This is a genomic window from Kribbella sp. NPDC051587, from assembly GCF_044453945.1.
GTDB lineage: Bacteria > Actinomycetota > Actinomycetes > Propionibacteriales > Kribbellaceae > Kribbella.
Genome location: NZ_JBITDE010000016.1, coordinates 135,509 through 157,077, shown reverse-complemented (window position 1 = coordinate 157,077; position 21,569 = coordinate 135,509). Strand labels below are relative to the sequence as shown.

General features: G+C 67.8%; 24 protein-coding genes. 13 read left to right on the top strand and 11 right to left on the bottom strand.

Features of this window, described 5'->3' with window-relative positions; all coding sequences use genetic code 11:
• Positions 1-40: 40 nt before the first annotated feature.
• On the bottom strand, positions 41-214 hold the full coding sequence (locus ACIA49_RS37475) for a CsbD family protein (RefSeq protein ID WP_396383032.1): 174 nt from the start codon (positions 212-214) through the stop codon (positions 41-43).
• A gap of 154 nt (positions 215-368) precedes the next feature.
• On the opposite strand from ACIA49_RS37475, the gene ACIA49_RS37470 reads away from it, so the two are divergent.
• Positions 369-1,700 carry a glycoside hydrolase family 27 protein gene (locus ACIA49_RS37470; protein ID WP_396383031.1) on the top strand — a complete coding sequence of 444 codons (1,332 nt, stop codon included), beginning with the start codon at positions 369-371 and terminating at the stop codon, positions 1,698-1,700.
• A gap of 46 nt (positions 1,701-1,746) precedes the next feature.
• On the opposite strand, the gene ACIA49_RS37465 is transcribed toward ACIA49_RS37470, so the two are convergent.
• From ACIA49_RS37465 to ACIA49_RS37455, 3 genes are all read right to left on the bottom strand, one after another.
• On the bottom strand, positions 1,747-2,637 hold the full coding sequence (locus ACIA49_RS37465; RefSeq protein WP_396383030.1) for a phosphotransferase family protein: 891 nt from the start codon (positions 2,635-2,637) through the stop codon (positions 1,747-1,749).
• Between the two features lie 104 nt (positions 2,638-2,741).
• Positions 2,742-3,017 (bottom strand): WhiB family transcriptional regulator, encoded by a 276-nt coding sequence (locus ACIA49_RS37460; protein ID WP_396383029.1) that lies wholly within the window; start codon positions 3,015-3,017, stop codon positions 2,742-2,744.
• 76 nt (positions 3,018-3,093) lie between these two features.
• On the bottom strand, positions 3,094-4,461 hold the full coding sequence (locus ACIA49_RS37455) for an FAD-dependent oxidoreductase (protein ID WP_396383028.1): 1,368 nt from the start codon (positions 4,459-4,461) through the stop codon (positions 3,094-3,096).
• Positions 4,462-4,532: 71 nt separating this feature from the next.
• Here ACIA49_RS37455 and ACIA49_RS37450 point away from each other — a divergent pair, with 71 nt between their 5' ends.
• Positions 4,533-5,438, top strand: coding sequence for a cupin domain-containing protein (locus tag ACIA49_RS37450; RefSeq protein WP_396383027.1), 906 nt, complete (start codon positions 4,533-4,535; stop codon positions 5,436-5,438).
• A gap of 5 nt (positions 5,439-5,443) precedes the next feature.
• Here the strand turns inward: ACIA49_RS37450 and ACIA49_RS37445 are convergent, their stop codons facing one another.
• From ACIA49_RS37445 to ACIA49_RS37430, 4 genes are all read right to left on the bottom strand, one after another.
• Positions 5,444-6,214 carry an SDR family NAD(P)-dependent oxidoreductase gene (locus ACIA49_RS37445; RefSeq protein WP_396383026.1) on the bottom strand — a complete coding sequence of 257 codons (771 nt, stop codon included), beginning with the start codon at positions 6,212-6,214 and terminating at the stop codon, positions 5,444-5,446.
• 49 nt (positions 6,215-6,263) lie between these two features.
• Complete coding sequence (locus ACIA49_RS37440) at positions 6,264-6,728, bottom strand: RNHCP domain-containing protein (protein ID WP_396383025.1); 465 nt, start codon at positions 6,726-6,728, stop codon at positions 6,264-6,266.
• A 67-nt stretch (positions 6,729-6,795) separates the two neighbouring features.
• A complete protein-coding gene (locus tag ACIA49_RS37435) occupies positions 6,796-7,155 on the bottom strand; it encodes a VOC family protein (protein ID WP_396383024.1) in 360 nt (119 codons plus the stop codon).
• Between the two features lie 17 nt (positions 7,156-7,172).
• Positions 7,173-7,355, bottom strand: coding sequence for a hypothetical protein (locus ACIA49_RS37430; protein WP_396383023.1), 183 nt, complete (start codon positions 7,353-7,355; stop codon positions 7,173-7,175).
• Positions 7,356-7,513: 158 nt separating this feature from the next.
• Between ACIA49_RS37430 and ACIA49_RS37425 the strand changes: the two genes are divergently transcribed.
• Positions 7,514-8,266 (top strand): GAF and ANTAR domain-containing protein, encoded by a 753-nt coding sequence (locus ACIA49_RS37425; RefSeq protein ID WP_396383022.1) that lies wholly within the window; start codon positions 7,514-7,516, stop codon positions 8,264-8,266.
• A gap of 59 nt (positions 8,267-8,325) precedes the next feature.
• Entirely contained in the window at positions 8,326-8,604 is a 279-nt protein-coding gene (locus ACIA49_RS37420; protein ID WP_396383021.1) for a hypothetical protein, read from the top strand.
• Positions 8,605-8,609: 5 nt separating this feature from the next.
• Here the strand turns inward: ACIA49_RS37420 and ACIA49_RS37415 are convergent, their stop codons facing one another.
• Positions 8,610-9,581, bottom strand: a complete 972-nt coding sequence (locus tag ACIA49_RS37415) for an iron-containing redox enzyme family protein (RefSeq protein WP_396383020.1) — start codon at positions 9,579-9,581, stop codon at positions 8,610-8,612.
• A gap of 78 nt (positions 9,582-9,659) precedes the next feature.
• On the opposite strand from ACIA49_RS37415, the gene ACIA49_RS37410 reads away from it, so the two are divergent.
• Complete coding sequence (locus ACIA49_RS37410; RefSeq protein ID WP_396383019.1) at positions 9,660-9,869, top strand: CDGSH iron-sulfur domain-containing protein; 210 nt, start codon at positions 9,660-9,662, stop codon at positions 9,867-9,869.
• A gap of 10 nt (positions 9,870-9,879) precedes the next feature.
• Here the strand turns inward: ACIA49_RS37410 and ACIA49_RS37405 are convergent, their stop codons facing one another.
• Complete coding sequence (locus ACIA49_RS37405) at positions 9,880-10,347, bottom strand: hypothetical protein (RefSeq protein ID WP_396383018.1); 468 nt, start codon at positions 10,345-10,347, stop codon at positions 9,880-9,882.
• A 143-nt stretch (positions 10,348-10,490) separates the two neighbouring features.
• On the opposite strand from ACIA49_RS37405, the gene ACIA49_RS37400 reads away from it, so the two are divergent.
• The 8 genes from ACIA49_RS37400 to ACIA49_RS37365 all read left to right on the top strand — a co-directional run bounded on the left by ACIA49_RS37400 (position 10,491) and on the right by ACIA49_RS37365 (position 20,851).
• On the top strand, positions 10,491-10,667 hold the full coding sequence (locus ACIA49_RS37400) for a DUF5808 domain-containing protein (RefSeq protein WP_396383017.1): 177 nt from the start codon (positions 10,491-10,493) through the stop codon (positions 10,665-10,667).
• 75 nt (positions 10,668-10,742) lie between these two features.
• Complete coding sequence (locus tag ACIA49_RS37395) at positions 10,743-11,441, top strand: hypothetical protein (RefSeq protein ID WP_396383016.1); 699 nt, start codon at positions 10,743-10,745, stop codon at positions 11,439-11,441.
• A gap of 138 nt (positions 11,442-11,579) precedes the next feature.
• Complete coding sequence (locus ACIA49_RS37390) at positions 11,580-13,799, top strand: glycoside hydrolase domain-containing protein (RefSeq protein ID WP_396383015.1); 2,220 nt, start codon at positions 11,580-11,582, stop codon at positions 13,797-13,799.
• On the top strand, positions 13,796-15,088 hold the full coding sequence (locus ACIA49_RS37385; protein WP_396383014.1) for a glycosyltransferase: 1,293 nt from the start codon (positions 13,796-13,798) through the stop codon (positions 15,086-15,088). The genes ACIA49_RS37390 and ACIA49_RS37385 overlap by 4 nt, the downstream gene beginning before the upstream one ends.
• A 307-nt stretch (positions 15,089-15,395) precedes the next feature.
• Positions 15,396-15,881, top strand: a complete 486-nt coding sequence (locus tag ACIA49_RS37380) for a pyridoxamine 5'-phosphate oxidase family protein (RefSeq protein ID WP_396383013.1) — start codon at positions 15,396-15,398, stop codon at positions 15,879-15,881.
• A gap of 19 nt (positions 15,882-15,900) precedes the next feature.
• The gene (locus ACIA49_RS37375) at positions 15,901-17,520 is read left to right on the top strand and encodes a GAF domain-containing protein (protein WP_396383012.1); all 1,620 of its coding nucleotides are present in this window, start codon (positions 15,901-15,903) and stop codon (positions 17,518-17,520) included.
• Positions 17,521-17,580: 60 nt separating this feature from the next.
• Complete coding sequence (gene pta, locus ACIA49_RS37370) at positions 17,581-19,665, top strand: phosphate acetyltransferase (RefSeq protein ID WP_396383011.1); 2,085 nt, start codon at positions 17,581-17,583, stop codon at positions 19,663-19,665.
• Complete coding sequence (locus ACIA49_RS37365) at positions 19,658-20,851, top strand: acetate/propionate family kinase (protein WP_396383010.1); 1,194 nt, start codon at positions 19,658-19,660, stop codon at positions 20,849-20,851. Before pta ends, ACIA49_RS37365 begins: the two co-directional genes overlap by 8 nt.
• A gap of 4 nt (positions 20,852-20,855) precedes the next feature.
• Here ACIA49_RS37365 and ACIA49_RS37360 read toward each other — a convergent pair whose 3' ends face one another.
• Positions 20,856-21,509 carry a response regulator gene (locus ACIA49_RS37360; RefSeq protein ID WP_396383009.1) on the bottom strand — a complete coding sequence of 218 codons (654 nt, stop codon included), beginning with the start codon at positions 21,507-21,509 and terminating at the stop codon, positions 20,856-20,858.
• Positions 21,510-21,569 lie beyond the last annotated feature (60 nt).

Here is a 21,569-nt window from a genome sequence, read left to right as displayed (position 1 = left end):
CGCGGCGCCGGCCCCATCGGGACCGGCGCCGCGGTGACGCTCAGTGCTTGAAGGCGTCCTTGGCCTTCTCGCCGGCCTGCTTCAGGTCGGCCTTCGTCTGGTCCGCCTGGCCCTCGGCCTGCAGGTCGCGATCATCGGTCGCGTCCCCGGTGGCTTCCTTGATCTTGCCCTTGGCCGCATCCGCAGCGTTCTTCATCTTGTCTCCGACGCCCATGATCACTCCTTCCGCGTTTCCGCTAGGCCGCCCCGGTGCCCGCCCCGAAACCATCCATGCGGGAAATCAGGTCCTTACATTCTTGACGTGGTGAAGTAACACTCGTACGGTACCGGGGATGCTCCCGCAGTCCCTGTGACGAAAGGCGTCCCCCGTGTCTCGTTTCCTCCGCCGCGCAGTCGCGCTGGCGACCGTCGTACCGGTCCTGCTGGCCGCAGCCGTGACTCCTGCGCAGGCCAAGAGCGACTTCAGCATCAAGCCGTTCATGGGCTGGAGCAGCTGGAGTGTGCAGTCGTCGAACAACCCCGACTACGGCACCAAGTGGCTGACCGAGGCGCATGTGAAGTCGGCCGCCGACTCGATGGCGAAGAACCTGCGGCACGCCGGGTACACGAACATCAACCTGGACGCGGGCTGGAACGCCAACTGGAACTGGGAGTTCCGGACCGACGCCAACGGCATCCCCGAGGCCGACCCGGAGCGCTTCCCGAACGGGATCGCCAGCCTCGCCCGCTACGTGCACAGCAAGGGCCTCAAGATCGGCCTGTACGGCGGCGCCGGGCTGCAGACCGCGATCTACGACAAGAACGCGCCGATCCTGGGCACCAGCTGCACCACGCAGGACATCACCGTCTACCCGCTGGTGAAGACGAACATGTGGGGCGGCGACTGGAAGATCGACTTCACCAAGCCGTGCGCGCAGGCGTACTTCAACTCGATGGCGAAGCGGTTCGCCTCCTGGGGCGTCGACTTCCTGAAGGTCGACGGCGTCCTCAAGGAGAACATCCCCGACATCACGGCGTGGTCGAAGGCGATCGACCAGAGCGGCCGCAAGATGTGGCTGACCGCGAGCGCCTGGCCGATCCCGCGTGAAGCGGGCGAGGGCCTGCAGCCGTGGGCGAACAGCGTCCGCGTCGACACCGACGTCGAGTGCTACTGCAACACTGTGTCGACCTGGGAGAGCTCGGTCGACAACCGCTGGGAAGACCTGCCCCAGTGGCTCGATGTGGTCCGCCCCAACTACTGGCCGGATCTCGACTCGATGCCGATCAACAACAACTCCGGCGTCGGCATCCAGGACGGCATCAACGAGACCGAACGTCAGTCCGTGATGACGTTCTGGTCGATGGCCTCGTCCCCGCTCTACATCGGCGGCGACCTGGCGAACATCGACCGCAAGGCGGTCGCGATCCTCACCAACCGCGAGGTGATCGCGGTCGACCAGGCCGGCGTCATCCCGACCCGCGTCACCGACGGCACCCTGCAGATCTGGAAGAAGCGCCTGCCCGGCGGCAAACTCGCCGTCGCCGTCTACAACCTCGGCTCCGCACCCGCCGACATCCCCGTCACCTGGGACCAACTCGGCCTCCACGGCAGCAAGCACGTCCGCGACCTCGTTGCCCAAAGCAACCTCGGCCGCGCCAACAAGTCCTGGACCGCCCCCTCCGTCCCGGCCCACGGCTCGCGCCTCATCACCCTCTCCTGACCTCCCTGCGGCGGGCGAACTGCCCTCGCCCGCCGCAGGGCGACCCTCAGCTGTTCAGCAACGCGGCCGCCAGACCGACGGCGTCATCGCGCCCATAAGGGTCAGCATCATGGGCGTTCGCGATGAGGAGCAGGTGGATGGCGCGGTAAGTGCGAAGCAGCTCGGGGTCATAGCCGAACCGGCTCACCACCGCCGCGTCGAAAGCCTTCTCGATCTCCCGGATCTCCGGCGACCACAAGGCATACATCGTCCCGGCGCTTGCCGCGTCGTACGCCGGATCGCCGGCCATCGTCATCAACCCGAAGTCGATGATCGCCGTAAGCCGGCAGTCCGCATCCACCAGGATGTTGCCCGCGGTCACATCACCATGGACCAGCCCGCTCGGGCTGTCGGGCACTTGCTGCAGCAGCCGCTCAACCTTCGCATCGAGGTCATGGATGGCCGGCCCCAGCTTGCCCCGAAACCGCTCGACCCGTCGCCTGGTCAGCCCCGCCAACGCCTCCGGCCAACCCTGCCCTGACGCCCGAAACGGCGCCGTCTCATCCAGCACCGGCAGGTCCGGCACTACATCAGCCGCGGCCAACTCCCCCAGTACGTCGAGCACACAACCCCGCGCCGCCTCCAGACTCGGGTCGACCGTGTACAGCGGAACGCCCGGAAGCTCGACCTCAACAGTCACCCGGTACCGCGGACCCTCATACAGTTCGAGGATCTCCGGCGTACGGATCGTGAGATGCACCTGCGCGTAGAACTCCGCGAGCTGCCGAAGTTCCGCCGTACCAGCATGAAGCCAAACCTTCGCCACCTTCCCCGCCCCAACCCGATACACCGCCCCCTGCATCCCAACCGCAATCCGCTCAGCCCCGGGGTAGCCCCGCAGATGCTCCCGTAACACCGCGTCCGAAATGCTGAGGCCGTCATCGGTCGTCGGATCCACAGCGTCACGGTAGTGGGGAAGTGCGGACCTGGGCCACTGACTAACTCTGGTTCGGTCGTGCGGTTCACGCTCAGCGGCGCGTGCTTGGTGGGCTGAGACGAGGGTTAGTCGGTGGGGGCGGTTCGGGTTCGTTTGAGGAGGCGACGTTCGGTGTCGGTGGTGCCGCCCCAGATGCCTGCGTCTTGGCCGGTCTCGAGGGCCCAGTCCAGGCAGTCGGGTTGGACCGGGCAGCGGGCGCAGACCCGCTTGGCGGCTTCGGCCTGGAGGAGGGACGGGCCTGTGGTGCCGATCGGGAAGAACAGTTCTGGGTCCTCTTCCCGGCAGGCGGCGGCCAGGATCCAACCGGCCGCTCGCACGCGCAGGTCCGTCTCGCTACTCATCGCGGTCTCCTCCATCGCTCCTGAAGGTAAGACCACAACCACACGCCGGGTGTGACAACCGGGGCTCAGTTGGGTATCACCACTCGCTGACGGATGCGGCGCCGAGGACGTCGTTGAATGCTTCGGTCGAGGAGGGGTGGGTGTAGATGGCTTCGCGGAGTTCGGTGGCGGTGATGCGGTGGCGGATGGCGAGGGCGACGGTGTTGATGAGCTCCTGGGCGTCGACGCTGAGCAGGGCGGCACCGAGGATCTCGTCGGTCCCGGCGTCGATGACGAACTTCATCATCCCGCGCGTCTCCTCGACGATGTAGGCCCGCGGCATCGCGATGATGTCGGCGACGTTCTGCTTCGCGACGGTGATCCGGCGGCCTTCGGCGCGCGCGGCGGTCTCGGTCAGGCCGATGGTGGCCAGCGGCGGTGACATGAAGAGCGTCTTCGGTACGGCGACCCGGTCGGCCGTCGAGCGCTTCCCGGTACCGAGGAGCTGGTCGAGGACGATCCGGCTGTCGTCGAGGGAGATGTAGGTGAACTGCGGACCGCCGTTGACGTCGCCGAGCGCGAAGATGTGGGGCTTGCTCGTGCGCAGGTACTCGTCGACCTCGACCGCACCACGGTCCGTCGTCCTGACGCCCGCGTTCTCCAGTCCCAGATCGGCCGTTGCCGGCGTCCGACCGGTGGCTGCCAGGATCGCGTCGACGGTGAGAGTGTGCTCGCGGCCGTTCTTCTCGTAGACAACCGTGTCCTCGCCGCGGATCTCGACGATGTGCGCACCGGTGACGATCTCGACACCTTCGTCCGCCAGGATGCCTGCCGCGGACGCCGCGATGTCGTCGTCTTCCTGGCCGAGGATGCGCGGGGACGCCTCGAACACGGTGACCTGGGAACCGAACCGGCGGTAGATCGACGCGAACTCGATACCGAGGTAGCCACCACCGATCACCGCCAGCCGGCTCGGCAACCGCGTGCCGTGGACGAGGTCGACGTTGGTCACGGTGCGCGGGCTCTCCCGCAGCCCCGGGATGTCCGGGATCACCGGTTCGGAGCCGGTGTTGATCAGGATCGTGTCGGCCACCACGTGAACGTTGCCCACGGCAATCGTGTGCTCGTCGACGAAGGCCGCCGTACCGGTCAGGACGGTGATCGTGTCGGCGTTGTTCAGTGCGTCGTAGTTGCCCGCCCGGAACGTCGAGGTCAGCTGCTGCACCTCCCCGATCGCGTGCTCGAACCACTCCTGCGGCGAGTCGTCCGGCCGGCGCTTGCTCGAGTGGTGGACCAGCATCTTCGTCGGTACACACCCGACGTTCGGACAGGTGCCGCCGTACATGCTGTCGGAGCGCTCGATCAGGATCACCCGGCGACCGGCTCGTCCGAGCGCGGCCGCGGCCGCCTTGCCGCCCTTACCGAACCCGATCACCGCGACGTCGGCCTGCAGAGTATTGGTCATGACGGTGAGTCTCGCGCGGTCCGGTGACCCGCAATAGCCCATTTTGGGTCGGTTATATGCTCATACGTCTCATGGATCTTACGAGCTACGTGATCGAACTCGCCCGCGCGGCCGGGACGGTCGACAAGCGCTGCCTGTTCGCCGCGGCGACCGAGATGCAGGTCGGCCGGTACGGCGAACGCGAGGCGGCCTTCCACGTCGTCCTCTCGGGCGCGTGCACCGTCGAACTGCCCGGCCGTACCCTCCACCTGGTCGCGGGCGACGCCGTACTGCTGCCGACCAGTCCGGCGCACACCATCCGAACCTCGGGACCGGCGCCGTACCGGCCGTCCGTCGAGACACTCGGTACGGCGTTCGACACTGTCCGCAGCCCGTCCGGCGAGGTCGGCACCGACATCTTCTGCGGCCACTTCACCGTGGCGTCCGGGGCCGGCGACCTCCTGCTCCGCTCATTGCCCGACCCGCTGGTCGTCTCCTTCGGTGCCGCCGACGAGGCAGTGCAGGGCCTCGCCGCCTTACTCCGCGCCGAGGCCCGCTCGGAGTCTTCGGGTACGACGGCAATTCTCAACGCACTCTGTACGGCGCTCCTCGCGCTGATGCTTCGCCAAGGCGGTACCCCCGCCCCCTGGACCGCCGTGACCGACGACCGCATCGCGGCCACCCTGAGCGCCGTACTGGATGATCCCGGCGCGGATTGGACGGTGGAACGCCTGGCCGAGACCGCATCGATGTCCAGGGCAACCTTTATCCGGCACTTCACCCGGCACACCGCGATGCCGGTGGCAACCTTCATCACCCACCTGCGGATGATGATCGCCACCGACCTCCTGGCCGACCCGGACCTCACGGTGGCGACCGTCGCCACCCGCGTCGGCTACCACTCCGAGTCGGCCTTCACCCGGACCTTCCACACCGCGACAGGGCAGACCCCCGGCCGCTACCGCCGTCACCTCAGGCAGGCCCCTCGCGCTTCCTGAAGTAGTCAGTGCAAGGTGTAGCCGCCGTCGATCACGACGACCGACCCGGTCATGAAGCTCGAAGCGTCCGAAGCCAGGAACAGAACGGTCGGCGCGATCTCCTCCGGTACGGCGTATCGCTGCATCGGAGCGTCATCGATCCAGCGCGCCTTGAACCGCGGCTCGTCCACCGGCGCCATCTCCGTCTTCGTGTAGCCCGGCGCCACCGCGTTCACCCGGATGTTCAACGGCGCCCACTCCGCCGCCAGCGACTTCGTCAACTGATGCACCGCGGCCTTCGAGGCGTTGTACGCCGGCTGCCACTGCGGCCGGTTCACGATCTGCGCCGAGATCGATCCGACGTTCACGATCGTCCCGCCGCCCACCGTCTTGAAGTGCGATGCCGCCGACTGACTCAGCTTCCACAACCCACTGACGTTGGTCGCGAACACCTCGTCCCACTCCTCATCGGGCACCTCAAGCGCCGGCCGATGAAAACAGGCCCCCGCATTGTTCACCAGGATGTCGAATCGTCCGGTCGCCTCGACCGCTGCCGCAACCGCGGCCCGCCCCGACTCCCGATCATTCACATCAAGCCCCACCCCGACCACCGTCCGCCCGGTCTCCCCCGCCAGCACCCCGGCCGCCGCCTCCGAGGCCTCCCGATCGCGAGCGCCGATCACTACGTCGGCTCCGGCCTCGGCCAAACCCCGCGCGAAAGCGAACCCGAGCCCCCGATACCCACCCGTCACCAACGCCGTCCGCCCAGCCAACGAGAACTTCTCCAAGATGCTCATCGCACCATTGTCGTCAGTCCCGCGGCCGGGCGGACCGGCATCGGCCGGGTCAGGCCTTGGCCTTGCGTGCTCGCGGTTTGCGAGCAGGTGAGTGGTCGCCGTTCAACTCGGGCTCGGCCGCGAACGGAATGAACGGCATGGTCAGTGGAAGGGCCGCCAGCCGCATCAGCAGCAGGACGTTGTCGTCGCCTGCGGTCTTGTTGAGGCGCAGGCGACCACAGTTGGTGCACCGGTGAACGAGGACCCATCGGCCCTCGCCGCGAACGGTGACCGCGATCGGTTCCATCCCACCGGCGCAGTCGGCCTTGCGATCACCAGGAACATTGCGATCGAGATGCCGCGACCACAGGCAGCTCGGGCAATGATTGCGATGGGTGGTGCCAGGGGCGTCGAGGGAAACCTCTACGCCACAGTGTTCACAGCTGAACGAACGTGCGAATACCAAACCGAAGAACCTTTCAGAGCAAAGCAACTGGACAAGACAGACATCTGCTCTCCTCCTCCCGGTCCACACCGGCCACCCCGGCGCACGTCACCCCAGCAAACCCTCGGGCCCCGTCGGCGTCAATTGATTAACGACGTCAACTGACGCAGAGGCAGAAGGGGTGGCCGGCTGGGTCGAGGAAGACGCGGAACGTCGTACCGGGTTGGTGGTCGGGCTTGGTGGCTCCGATCTGCAGGACCTCGGCCTCGGCGACGTCGAGGTCCTGGACCATCACGTCGAGGTGCATCTGCTGCGGGGTGTCCTGGCCGGGCCAGTCCGGGGCCTTGTAGTCCTTGACACCCTGGAAGCAGATGCAGTTGCTGCCGTCCTCCGGGCGGACCTCCGCCCAGTCGTCGTCGGCCTTGACCGTCCACCCGAGCAGCTCGCCGTAGAACCTCGCCAGCACCGCCGAGTCCGGACAATCCATCACAAAGCTGGGATACATCGCGATCGTCATGACCGGGACGCTACCGATCAATCCGGACGTTTTGCGTCCGGTTGGGGTGCCGGATTTCGGCGGCGGGTCTTCTTCGGGCCGGCCGCGCGTTGAGGCACCGGGCAGACCGGGCCGCGATGGATGGGGCCGCCTCCGAGCCGGCGGCTCTTCCACTGCTTCTCGTCGTAGTCGTAGTACGTGTCGACACCACCGACAGTCATCTCGACTCCAGCCAAAACATGTCACTCGCTTCGACTGCTGACTTCTCAACAGGTCAGCCTCCAGATTGCCACGGCATCCCAAGGGCGCGCCAGACCCCGGTTTCGCCGCCTCGGCGGTCTTCTGTTGCGGGTGGTGGGGAGTGAGGGATCATTGCGTTATGGATCACGTCGGCCGGGCCATGGCCTCCGGGTTCGAAGAACCTGAGGAGTCCACGCCTTCCCTCGCTCTCATCGGTGACGTCACCGCGGACCGGTTCGCCCAGTTGGCCGTCGAGCTGCACGACTCGGACGGCGTGGAGGAGACCGTTCAGACGGTCGTCGACTTCGCTCTCCAGGCCCTGGACTGCTCACACGCCGGCGTCGCGCTCGTCGTACGGGGTGGTCGGCTGGAGATCCCCGCGGTCACTGACCCGGTCGTCGCCGACATCTACGAGCTGCAGCTCGCTGGCAGCGGCGGTCCCCTCGCCGAGTCGATGCGACACCGTACGACGGTCCTGGTCGCCGACACCGCATCCGACGACCGCTGGGCCGACTGGGCGGCGAAGGTGCGTGCCCTCGGGGTGCGTAGCGTCCTCGACGTACCGCTGACGACCACATCGAGCGGCACCCTCGGCGTACTGGGTCTCTACAGCAGCCAGCCGAACGCCTTCGGTGCCGATGAGGAGGCGGTCGCCCACATCCTGGCGCGGCACGCGTCGGTGGCCGTGGCCAACGCTCGGCAGGAGGCGAGCATGGCTGCCGCCGTCGACGCCCGCAAGCTCGTCGGCCAGGCCATGGGCATCCTGATGGAGCGCTACGACATCGACGCCGGCCGCGCCTTCGCCATCCTCAAACGCTACTCACAGGACACCAACACCAAGCTGCGCGACGTCGCCCAGGAGCTCATTGATACCCGCCACCTCCCACACTGATCACCACCCTGCCCCGCGGGTGCATGAAGCGAACCGCACCTGGGCACCTGGGACATCCGATGACAGGTGAGATCAGCGGCCACCAACTGGTTGACCTGGTGCAGACGGCGCCCTCCGGCCGTCCCCACGCCAGCTTGGTCTGCCTGCGCTGCGGTTCCCCGCTCGCTCATCCGGACCTGGGGGCATGTCCGGCGGCTGGTCATGTCCACGGCCACGAACTGGTGAGCGATCCCGTCGACGGCCTCCTCTACTGCCGGCAGTGCCCCCTGGTCGCCTACGACCTGGACGACGTCGCCACCGAACCCGTCTGCCCGATGCCGCTCGACATCATTGAGTGAGCGTCTCACCCGGCGCGGAGAGCGCTCTCTGGTGCGTTCCAGGTGGTCAGTAGGTGCTCGGCGAACAAGTTGTCCAGGGCAAGCGAACAGCCGGCACCGAACAGGACCTCGCCGATCGCGGCCGGATGGTCGCGGACGTAGCTGCCGCAGAGGTCGTGGGCGGCGATCTGCTCGTGGACCGCGTCGGCCTCGACGTGCTCGGTGAAGTAGCGGGACTGGGCGTCGGTCGCGCCGAGGCGGGCCGCGCCGGCGGCGTACTGGCGGTTGGGGAGGGTCGAGGTCATCTCGAGGGCCGCGAGGTGACCGAGCAGAGCCGGCGTCCAGCGCTGGTGCATCGCGAACAACGACATCACGTTGGAGATCGCCAGCGTGACAGCCGGTACGGCGAGCAGATAGTGGCCGTAGGCATCATTCAGGCCGAGCCAGCGCATCGTGGTCCGGAACAGTTCGGCGTGCATGCGCTCGGCGCGGCCGGCGCCGTACTCGTCGGACTGGATCTCGACCAGCGCGGCCTTCGCGGCACCGTCCAGCCGCGGGATGCCGAAGCTGTGCGGATCGGCCTCCTTCAGCTGATAGACGGACCTGTTGAGGACGAACTCGCGGAACTGTTCCAGCGTCGCGTGTCGCCGTAGGTACGCCGACAGCTTCGGTCCGTTATCACCGTCGACCAGCTCGCGGAGCTGCTCAGCGACCGGTGCGTCCGTTGGCATGACCCGGCAGTTCGCCTCGAGCCAAGTAGTCCACGGGCGCTCCAGTTGGGTGCGGAAGGCAATGATCTCCGGATCCCACTGCCCGTCGACGACAGCATCGTCGAAGCCTCGGTAGTGCAGCTCATACGCGATCCAGAGCGCGAGCTGGAGATCCTCGTCAGTCCAGGGGGTGGCGGAGCTGCGGACCTCGACCGGTTCGGTGTCGTGTCCCGCGAGCCTGTCGATCAGCCAGGCGCTCAGTGGACCCCGCGGGGGTGGTACGTGCATGTAGCTCTCCTCGATCCATCGGACAGCCGCTCCGGTACCCCGGCCAGAAACCGCTTGAGACCTGGGTACCGGTCCGTCATGACGACGAACGCCGAGGATCCGGCCACCGTGATCCGCGCCTACCCCAACGGCCCCCTGCTGATCAGAGGCGACTTCGAACTCCTCGACGAGAACGGTGAGCCGGTCGACACCGACCGCCGTACCGTCGCCCTCTGCCGCTGCGGGCGGTCAGCACTCGCGCCCCTCTGTGACGGAACCCACTCGCTCCTCTCCCGCCGTACCGGCTGAACTGCCCCGGCTATCGCGACGCCCTCCTACGCAGCCGCCGGCGCACGTGGGCCCAGGCGATGACGAGGCCGACCGGCACGAGCGCGATCAGGAACCAGTCCAACGGACTCCCGTGCAGTGACTGCGGATCCCGAACCCGCGTCGGCTTCTGCGGATCCACCTCGAGCGTCAGCACCTCACCCGTCAGCGGCCGCTGGTGAATGTCCTCCACCAGCACGCGCAGCCCTTGGTACGGCGCTTGGAGTTCCGCGTTGAAGGACTCGCTCCGCTGGTCGTAGTTCGTCCGGACCACCACCGCGGGAACGAGCTCGGCACGCTCGTTCAGCGCCAGGTCGTCATACAAGAAGGAAGCCGAAAGACCCGCCATCCCTGCGAGCCACACGAGCCTCACCATCAGCCCAGCCATCGACCACTGCCCTACCGGCGAGGCCATCACCAGCCGCCCGAGCCACGATCCATCCGCTGAAGAGCTGGCCATTGGTAGCCTCCCGGGGTCGACGAAGTCTGCTGCCGACCAGGCTTCCCGGCTCACCATGGGTACCGCTCTACCCCTACTATCCCCCAACCGCCCGTCCGCGTTACGCGTGGCCTGCTGAGGGCCGAACGCAGTACCGTCGAAGTATGAGCAAGGCAGGCAAGTTCCTCGGAATGCCGTTCGACTGGCGACGTCCGACGGTCGAACGCGCCAAATCGCGCCTCTGGAACGACGACGATCCCCGCATTCTCACCCCCAAGACCTACGGCTGGGGCTACGACCTCAACGTCGCCCAACTCCTCCACCGCCTCAAACTTCGCTAGCCGGGCGCAGGGGCTGCTCAGGTGTCGAAGTGACGCGGAGCACTTCGACTGTCCGGTCTGTGGCAGGGTGGCGGGATGAGCAGTGAAGAGGCTGGGCCCGCGCATCCGGGGGAACCGCGGTTGCCGGCTGCGATCGGCGTACTGGTGGCGATTCTGCTGTACGCCGTTCTCCCCAGCTCGCTGCAGATCGGGCCCAGGTTCGTGATTCCGGGGCTGGAGCTGCTGCTGTTCGTCCCGCTCGTGCTGGCGAACCCGCGGCGGATGAGCCGGCAGAACCGGCTCCTCAGAAGGCTGTCGATCGGCCTGGTGCTCCTGATCGCGTTGTCGAACACGACCGCGCTCGTGTTGCTCATCCGCTCGCTTGTCTCCGGTGAGGCGACCGCCGGCGGTCAGCTGCTCGCGGCCGCCGGGCAGGTGTGGCTCACCAACGTGTTGGTGTTCGCGCTGGCTTATTGGGAGCTCGACCGCGGCGGACCCGTCACTCGCTTCCGGATCGCCCGGCCCGGGCTGCCCGACGCCGACTTCCGCTTCCCGCAGGACGAGGATCACGACGCGGTCAGCGAGGTCGCGAAGCGGTCGTCGGACAAGTCCGGCTGGGCGCCGGGTTTCATCGACTACCTGTACGTCTCGGTGACCAACTCCTCGGCCTTCAGCCCGACCGACACGATGCCGCTGAGCGTCCGGGCGAAGATGCTGATGGCGGTCGAGTCGGTATCGGCCCTGATGCTGTCCGTCCTGGTCGTCTCGTTCGCCATCGGACTGCTCGGCCCCTGACCAACCACTGGGGCCCCGCTTACTGATCGTGTGGTGTACGCCCGGATGTAACCTGCGCGTTTCCTTCGGTCACGCGGCTGAAACATCAGGTTCTTACCTTGAGAGCCCACGTCGGCCGCGCGAGGCGGGTGAGCCCCCATGTACGAGCACGTTGACCCGTTCATCGGGACCGGCGCCACCGAACTACCCACGCCCAAGGGCCTGGCTGCGACGTGGTGGTGGCCCAAGCCGCAGGTCGGCAATACCCATCCGGGTGCCATGCACCCGTTCGGGATGGTGTCGGCCTGCCCGTACTCCGGGGCGTACCCGACCGGCTACGGGCTCTACAACTTCAACACCGAGGGCGTTCCCGACCTCTTGTACGACCGCCCGGTCGCGTCCGGCTTCACCCACTTCCAGCAGTCCGGCACCGGTGCGATCCGCAAGTACTACAACTACTTCCGCGTCACGCCGATGCTCGGCCCGCTCGATGACCTGGGCACCACCTGGGACCTGGTGGACGAGGTGGCCGAGCCCGGTTACTACGCGGCGACCCTGAGCTCGGGGATCCGCTGCGAGATGACGGTCGGCCCGAAGTCCGCCGTGCATCGCTATACCTTTCCGGCCAACGACGCGGCCCGGATCGTCATCGACGCCTCGAACGGCGGCCTGGCCATTCCACACAGCCGGACCGTCCCGCTGAAAGCGCACCTGGCGATGCTGGCGCCGGGAGTCGCCCAAGGTGAGATCCACGTCGAGGGCGTACCGCTGGCCGTCCACATGGAGGTCGATGCGCCCGGCTGGCGACAGCTGCTCTGGTACGACCGGCGTCTGATGCCCGGCGGCACCCGCCTCGACTTCGACTACATCCGACCGACCACGCTGCGGCCGTTCGGGCTGATGTTCATGGGCCAGTCGCGCGCTGAGCAGACCATCGAGGTACGCCTGGGGTTCTCCCTGCGTGGGTGTGAGACCGCCCGCGACAACCTGCACGCGGATATCGACCGCAGCCAGGCTGCCTTCGCCGGCCGACACGAAAGTACGGCGGCCACCTGGCGCGACCATCTCGGCACGATCGACATCAAGACCGAGTCCGACGACCAGGCAACAGTCTTCGGTACGGCGCTCTATCACTCGCTCGTCAAGCCGTGCTTCGCTCCCGACGAGAGCCCGTCAACGACGACCGAAGGCCCGTACGCGTTCGACATCTGCACCATGTGGGACATCTACCGCACCCAGCTACCGCTGATGACCACGCTGTTCCCGCAGCGTTCGGTCGCGCTGGCCAACTCGTTGCTGTCGATCTGCGAGCAGGAGGGCAACCTGCCGATCGGCTACCGGATGGCCAAGGGCGCTGACCGGTTCTCCCGGCAGGGCAGTGCCCTCGCGCACACCTTCCTCGCCGACCTGTGCCAACTGGACCTGCCCGGCATCGACTGGGACTGGGCCATGGTGCACCTGGAGATGGACCTGCGCCGGACGTACGGCGAGGACTACCTCGTGCACGGGGTCGCGCACCCGATCAGCCACACGCTCGACCTGGCCTACGCCTACCACTGCACCGCGGCGATCGCCCGCAAGCTGCGCGACCGCCCCCTGGCCCAACAGATGCGCGACCACGCGCAGGGCTGGCGGGCGGCGTACGACCCGAACACCGGTCTGCTGCGCGACTCGACGTTCTACGAGGGCGGTCGCTGGAACTACTCCTTCCGGCTGCTCCACGACATGCGCGCCCGGATCGCGCTCGCCGGCGGCGACGAAGCGTTCGTGGGGCTCCTCGACAAGTTCTTCGGGTACGACGCCGTACCGGTGAACCAGCCGGGCGTGGCCCCGAGCGTGACCGAGATGGCCGCCGGGTACGACCTGTGCCGGTTCGAGGGATTGAACAACGAACCGGACTATGAGGCTCCCTGGTCCTATCACTACGCGGGAAGGCCCGATCGAACCGCAGAAGTGGTGCATGCCGCGATCGCCAACCAGTTCGGCACCGGCCGCGGCGGGTTGCCAGGCAACGACGACTCCGGCGGGCTGTCTGCCTGGTACGTGTGGGCAACACTCGGGCTGTTCCCGGTCGCCGGGCAGAACCTGTTCCTGGTGAGCGCACCGGCCGTGGCGGAGTCCGTGACCCACCTGCCGGACGGCGACCTGTCGATCACCACCTCAGGATTCGAACCGGTCGAGGCCGGTGGGCCGGTCTCCTACGTCCAATCCATCGCGGTGAACGGCAAGGCCCTCGAACGCCCCTGGATCTCCGGCCGCGAACTGCGGCACATCCGCAACCTGCACATCGACCTCGGCCCGAAACCCTCGGGCTGGGGCACGCAGGTCAGACCACCATCCACATCCGATCGGCTGCACACCACTGGAGGTGAGGCATGAACATCCCAACGAAACCCAACCGCCGTCTGGTTCTTGTTGTCCGCGCAGACCCGGTGATCTGCGGACATTCCGGCGAGGCACGATGCCTCGCCGAGGTGGCCCTCACCCGCGGCTTCGACGACGTACGGATCGTCACCTGGCCGCTCAACGCACTCGAGGCGGCCGGACTCCCGCTGAAGCCTCTCGACGGCGTGCTGCCCTACAGCCCCGGCATCACCGTGGAGCGCCCCGACCCCGTCGGCGACTACCGAGTCCCGGACGGCCGCTACTTGTCCGGCCTCATCGGGCGGTTGATCGAGCTGTTCAGCGACGGCGTACCGACGGTCGCGATGTCCCTCTACCTGAGCCCGCACGCGATCGCCGTACAGGAAGCCGTTCAGGTCGCGCGCCAGATCGGGCCGGCACAGGTCACCACGATCGCCGAGGCGGTCGGCTCCGACATCACCAACGTGGTCCGCGAGTGCGTCAACACCGGCCGCTTCGGCGCAGCCGCACACATCCTGTCCGTCTACCTCGCAGCCGACCAGTGCGTCGCGGTCTCGGAGTACACCAAGGACCTGATCGTGGCCTCGGCAGCGACCCTCGACGCCATGCACGGTACGACGTTCGCGCAGCGGTGCCGCGAGCGCATCGCCATCTCGTACCCCGCCGTCGACTCCTGGTCCTACCTCTCCCTCACCGAGGACACGATCGCGGAGACCCTCACCCGCCGCGGCCTCACCCGAAACGGCTACATCCTCTTCCTGTCCCGCATCGCCTCGGCCAAGGGCGTCGACGACCTGATCGACGCGTACGTCGGCTCCCGCTCGGCGTCGCGCGTCCAACTGGTCCTCGCCGGCCGCGGCCCCCAAGAAGCCGAGGTGCTCGCAAGAGTGACCGCATCGGGGCTGGCCGACCGGGTGCACATCCTCAACGATGTCGCCGACGCCGAGAAGCCGGCGCTGATGGCGGGAAGCGCAGCCTTCGTGCTGCCGACCCGCGAGCAACCCGAGTTCGTCGAGACCTTCGGCATCGCCCTGGTAGAGAAGGCCTTGGCCGGCGGCGGCCCCATCATCACCTGTGCCACCGGCGGCGTCCCCGAAGCAGTCGGCGACACCGCCCAGCTGGTCCCCCAGCGCGACCCCGCCGCCCTCCGCACCGTCATGGACGAGGTGGTCTGCGACTGGTCCCCCGCGCAGCGATCAGAAGCCGAACAACGCGCCCGAGCCCACGCCCTCCAGTTCGACCGCGCCAACGTCTTCGACCGCCTGTTCGCCCTGGCGCAGCCCACCGCCGTACCGGTCGCCTGAAGCTCAGGGGTGGTTCATTGACCCGGTTGCGGACCCCTCCAGTCCCGCAACCGGGCAACCGGGGGCGGCCGTCGGCGGCGATAACAGCTGAGGATCTGCCACCGTCGCTGCTGTCGGCCTCCCCCGGTCAACGCCATCACACACGAGTCCGTCGGGCTGTTGCAGGGCCAGAGGTCCCGACTTTCCGTGCTCGAAAGAACCTGTTGACGAGGTCGCCTTGTCAGTAGTGGGGGTGCTTGGGGAGTCTCCCTGAGGGAAGGACTTTCGGCCCTACTGCGGCATCGGCACGCCGCGCGATGGTAGCTCTGTGACCTCGGACAGTGCACCGATCATGATGAGCGCCGCACCGCGCTTCGATCACTCACGACTGGAGATCCTCAGTCCGTCGAGCTGCCTTCGCCTGTTGCGTTCCGTGCCGTTGGGACGCCTCGTGTACACCCACGGAGGCCTGCCCGCGATTCGTCTGGTCAACTTCGTCCTCGACGAGGAGACCGTGGTGTTCAGCACCGGACAGGGCGAGAAGTTCCGCGCCGCCGAACGCGGTGACGTGGTCGCGTTCGAGGCCGACGACGCCGACCTCGAGATGCACACCGGCTGGACGGTGACCGCGATCGGCCATCTGTCGATCGTCACCGGAGCGGAAGCAGCCGAGCTGCGGCAGACGCTGCCGCTCCACTCCTGGCTCCCGATCGACGCGCCGCAGCTCGTGCGGCTCGGTATCGAGGCGATGCACGGCCGACGGCTGCTCCCCTGGGCTCAGCGTCCGCATCTCAATGGTTCCCATCGGTCGTGACTGTCCGTACGGTTGGCCCGTGGTCGACGCTTCGCATTCCGGACGTGGGACCTGGGACGAGGGGGCTCTTGAATACACCGGTCTCTCCCGGGTGCGCCTCGATGCCCTGCTCCGCGCCGCCTGCGAACTGGCCGGTGCCCGGTACGGCGCTCTCGGCGTGGTCGGCCGCGACGGCAAACGCCTGGTCAGCTTCATCACCCACGGCGTCACCGACGACGAGATCGCCACGATCGGCCCCTACCCCGAGGGCCACGGCATCCTCGGCCTGCTGATCGAGCACCCCGAACCGCTGCGTATGCACGACCTCGCTGAGCACCCGCGCTCGTACGGGTTCCCCTCGAACCACCCTCCGATGAAGAGCTTCCTCGGCGTACCGATCGGGACCCGCGAGCACGCCTACGGCAACCTGTACCTGACCGAGAAGACCGGCGGCGCCGATTTCACCGAAGACGACGAGCGTGCGGTGACCGCCCTCGCGGCCGCGGCCGGCGTGGTCATCGACAACGCCCGCCTGTACGCCGACACCGAGCGCCGCCGCCGTTGGCACGAAGTCACTGCCGAGATCACTCAGCTCATGCTCGGTGAGTTCGACCCCGAACAGGTCCTGCAGCTCATCGCCGAACGGTCGCGCGAGGTCGCCGGCGCTCAGGCCGCTGCCGTCCTCCTGGCGGAGGGCGACCAGCTCGTCGTCGCCGCCGTCGACGGCCCGGCCGGGTTCCAGCACTATCTCGGCCACCGCATCCCCTTCGATCTACCGGTCATCGGTCAAGCCGCCGCCGGCAGCGAGCAGATCGTCCTCGACGACCTCGCCGAACTCCTCAAGGACACCGGCGGCCTCGTCGAGTTCCCCGAGGGTGCGGGCCTCGGGCGAACGACCATCGCACCACTCCCACCGGGCACGACCGGCACCGGCGGCCTGCTCGTTGTCGCTGCGCGGCAGGGCGTCAACACCCGCGTCAGTGACGGTGCCGATCTGGTCCGGATGTTCGCCGGCCAGGCCACGCTGGCCCTCGAGCGGGCCCAGGCACAACGCGACCGCGGCATGCTGGCCGTCCTCGAGGACCGCGACCGGATCGCTCGCGACCTGCACGACCTGGTCATCCAGCGCCTGTTCGCCACCGGCCTCCAACTGCAAGGCATGCACCGGCTCGCCCGTCCCGAGCACCAGGACCGCCTCCGCCGCGCGGTCGACGACATCGACACGACGATTCGCGACCTGCGCGCAGCGATCTTCGAGCTGCAGCAGGGTCCCGAGGCGCGTTCCCTGCGCGGCGATGTGCAGGCCCTGGTCGCCGAGTACGCCGAACCGCTCGGCTTCCGGGCGACGCTGATCTGCACCGGCCCGATCGACACCATGGTCCCGGCCGTGGTCCGCCCGCAGATCCTCGCCACGATTCGCGAATCGCTGTCCAACATCGTCCGCCACGCCGAGGCCTCGAAGGTGACCGTCGAAGTTGCGGTCAGCGACGGCCAAGTCATCACCCGCATCACCGACAACGGCGTCGGCATCGCTGCCACGGCCAGGCGCAGCGGCCTGCACAACCTCGTCGAGCGCGCAGAGCCCCTCGGCGGCACGGTCAGCATCGCCGACAACGAGCCCCACGGCACGATCATCGAGCTCCGCGCACCCACCGACTGACCGAACGCCCCATCTCGGGATCGGCGCCAGGTCCCGCGCGCCACTGGTTAGGGTTCATTCATGGCCAGCAGCGTGTACGTCGCCTCGGTGGAAGGGTCGACCGGTAAGTCCACGGTCGCTCTCGGTGTCCTTCAGCAACTGTCGCGCCGGGTCGAGCGGGTGGCCGTGTTCCGGCCGATCGTGCGCCCCGACACCACCCTGTACGGCGGCCGCGACTACGTGCTGGACCTGCTGACCGCTCACGACGCGGTCGACCTGACCTACGAGGAGTGCGTCGGCGTCACGTACGACGCCGTCCACGCTGACCCGGATGCCGCGCTCAGCGCGATCGTCCAGCGCTATCACGAGGTGGCCGAGCGAGCGGACGCCGTACTGGTGGTTGGGAGTGACTACACCGATGTCGGGACGCCCACGGAGTTCGCGTTCAACGCGAAGATCGCCGCCAACCTCGGTACGCCGGTCCTCCTCGTCCTGAACGGATTCGGCCGGACCACGCACGAGCTGCGCGCGATCGCGGACATGGCCGCCGGTGAACTGCGCGCGAACCACGGCACCCTCGCGGCGGTGGTCGCCAACCGAGTCGCCCCCGACGGGTTGGCCGAGGCGGTGAGCGCACTGACCGACACCGGCGTTCCTGCCTTCGCGCTGCCGGAGGAGCCGGTGCTCTCCCAGCCGACGGTCGCCGATCTGCTCCCGGCCGTGCACGGCCGTCTCCTCAGTGGCGACCGCGCCTTGCTCACCCGCGAGGTGACCGGCCTGGTCGTCGCCGGCATGACCATGCCGAACGTGCTGGACCGCCTGTCCGACGGCGCCGCCGTAGTGACCGCGGGCGACCGACCGGAGGTCGTCCTCGGCGTCCTGATGGCACACGCCTCGCTCAACTTCCCACAGATCTCCGCGGTGGTCCTCAATGGTGGCTTCACCCTTCCGAGCCAAGTTCAGCGACTGATCGACGGTCTCGGCGTCACGCTGCCGATCCTCGACACCGACCTCGACACCCAAGCCACCTCGGCCGCGCTCACCGCGGTCCGCGGCCGGCTGGCGAAGAACTCACCGCGCAAGATCGACGCCGCGCTCGCGCTGTTCGAGCGCAACGTGGACAGCAACGCCTTGCTCGACCAACTCGAGGTCGCCCGCAGCAGCGCCGTCACACCGCTGATGTTCGAGCACCAATTGATCGACGAAGCCGTTGCCCACCGCAAGAACATCGTCCTGCCCGAAGGCGAGGAGGAGCGGATCCTGCGCGCGGCCGACACGCTGCTGCGCCGCGGCGTCGCCGATCTCACCCTGCTCGGCAACCCGGTGGTGATCAGCGCGAAGGCCGCAAGCCTCGGTGTCGACGTGACCGCCGCCCGGCTGATCGACCCGGAGCACGACCCGATGGCCGAGCAACTGGCCGCCGAACTACATCGCCTGCGTCGGCACCGCGGTGTCGACCTCGAACGCGCCCGCGAACTGGTCCGCGACGTCTCGTACTTCGGCACCATGATGGTCCAGCTGGGTCTGGCCGACGGCATGGTCTCCGGCTCGGTGCACACCACCGCCCACACCATCCGGCCGGCCCTCGAGGTCGTCAAGACGGTATCCGGCGTCTCGGTCGTCTCCTCGGTGTTCTTCATGTGCCTGCAGAACCAGGTCCTCGTGTACGGCGACTGTGCCGTCAACCCGGATCCGACCGCCGAGCAGCTCGCGGACATCGCGCTCTCGTCGGCCGCGACCGCAGTTGCCTTCGGCATCGAACCGCGGGTCGCGATGCTGTCCTACTCGACCGGCGCCTCGGGTACCGGGGACGACGTCGAGAAGGTGCTCAAGGCAACCAGCATCGTCCGCGACCGGGCACCGGATCTGCTGATCGAGGGACCGATCCAGTACGACGCCGCGATCGACGCCGCCGTCGCCCGGACCAAGCTCCCGGGATCACCGGTAGCCGGCCGTGCGACCGTCTTCATCTTCCCGGACCTGAACACCGGCAACAACACCTACAAGGCCGTCCAGCGCTCAGCGAACGCCGTCGCGGTCGGGCCGGTTCTCCAAGGACTCCGCAAACCCGTCAACGACCTCTCCCGTGGCGCAACCGTCCGCGACATCGTCAACACGGTCGCGATCACCGCCGTACAGGCTGAGCAGGGAGTCCGTAGTGAGTGACCACGTGCTGGTGATCAACGCCGGCTCCTCCTCGCTCAAGTACAGCCTCATCGACGGACGAAGCGGCAAGGCCACCGCCTCCGGACTCATCGAGCGCATCGGCGAGGACGAGGGCCGTCACATCCATCACGGTCCGGACGGTGACTCCGAAGTCACCCGCGCTATCGCCGACCACGAAGACGCGTTGCGTGGAGCCCTGGATGCCTTCGAGTCGCACGGGCCGTCTCTCGACGGGATCGACCTCGCGGCTGTCGGTCATCGGGTGGTGCACGGCGGATCCCGGTTCGGCGCTCCGGCGCTGATCGACGACGAACTGGTTGCCGCGGTCACCGATCTGGTCCCGCTCGCGCCGCTGCACAATCCCGCCAACCTCGAAGGCATCGCCGTGGCACGCAGGCTCTTCCCCGACCTCCCGCAGGTCGCGGTCTTCGACACCGCGTTCCACCAGGCCCTTCCCGAGCACGCCTACACGTATGCCGTACCGCTGGCTTGGCGAGACGACCACGGTGTTCGTCGGTATGGGTTCCACGGAACCTCACACGCCTTCGTCTCCCAGGAGGCGGCACGCCTTCTCGGCCGGGACGCGGCCGACGTGAACGTGATCGTGCTGCACCTGGGCAACGGTTGTTCGGCGTCAGCGGTTCAGGGTGGTCGCTCGGTCGAGACGTCGATGGGACTGACCCCGCTCGAGGGCCTGGTGATGGGAACCCGGTCCGGCGACCTCGATCCCGCCGTACCGGCGTATCTGACGCGGGAGCTCGGATTCACCACCACTGAGGTCGACCGGCAACTGAACTCCGCGTCCGGTCTCAAGGGGCTGGCCGGGGCGAACGACTTCCGCGAGGTCAGTCGGCTCCGGGCCGACGGTGATCCTGGGGCTCGGTTGGCGTTCGACGTCTACTGCCACCGGCTGCGCAAGTACGTCGGCGCGTACTACGCCGTACTGGGCACGGTCGACGCCGTCGTGTTCACCGCCGGCGTCGGCGAGCACTCCGCCGAGGTGCGGGCCACCGCGCTGAGCGGGCTCGAGCGGTTGGGGATCACGGTCGATGCCGAGCGCAACCAATCGGCGTCCACAGACGCCCGGTTCATCTCCCCCGACGACAGTCAGGTCGCGGTTCTCGTCGTACCGACGAACGAGGAATGGCAGATCGCCCGGGAGGCGCTCGACGTCGTGAACGCCTAGCGGCTCAGGCGCGGCCCTGCTTCTTCGAGTGCTCGATCGCGAAGACCGCGGCCTCGGTACGGCGCTCGAGATTGAGCTTGCGCAGCAGCGACGAGACGTAGTTCTTCACCGTCTTCTCGGCCAGGAACAGCGACTGCGCGATCTGCCGGTTGGTCTTGCCCTCGGCGATCTCGGCGAGGATCCTGCGCTCCTGCTCGGTCAGCGTGGCGTAGCGCGGGTCCTCGTCGGCGATCGGATGCCGGAGTCGATCGAGCACCTTCGCGGTCATCGCCGGATCGAGCAGCGACTCACCGGCCGCCAGCCGCCGTACGGCGCCAACCAGATCGCCGCCGTTCACCTGCTTCAGCAGATAGCCCGAGGCTCCGGCCATGATCGCGGTGAACAGCGCCTCGTCGTCGGAGAACGACGTCAGCATCAGGCACGCCGGCGGCTCGTCCATGATCGACCGCACCTCCCGGCAGACCGAGATCCCGTCGCCGTCGGGCAGCCGGACATCCAGTACGGCGACATCCGGCCGGGTCGCCGGAATCCGGGCGATCCCCTCGGCCACCGTGGCGCCGTCGCCGACGACCTCGATGTCGGGCTCCGACTCGAGCAGCTGACGCAGCCCCAGCCGCACCACCTCGTGGTCGTCGAGCACGAACACCTTGATCGTCATCCACCATCTCCTCGGACCGCGCCGTACAGCACCTCTCGTTGCATCATCGCCCCACGGCGG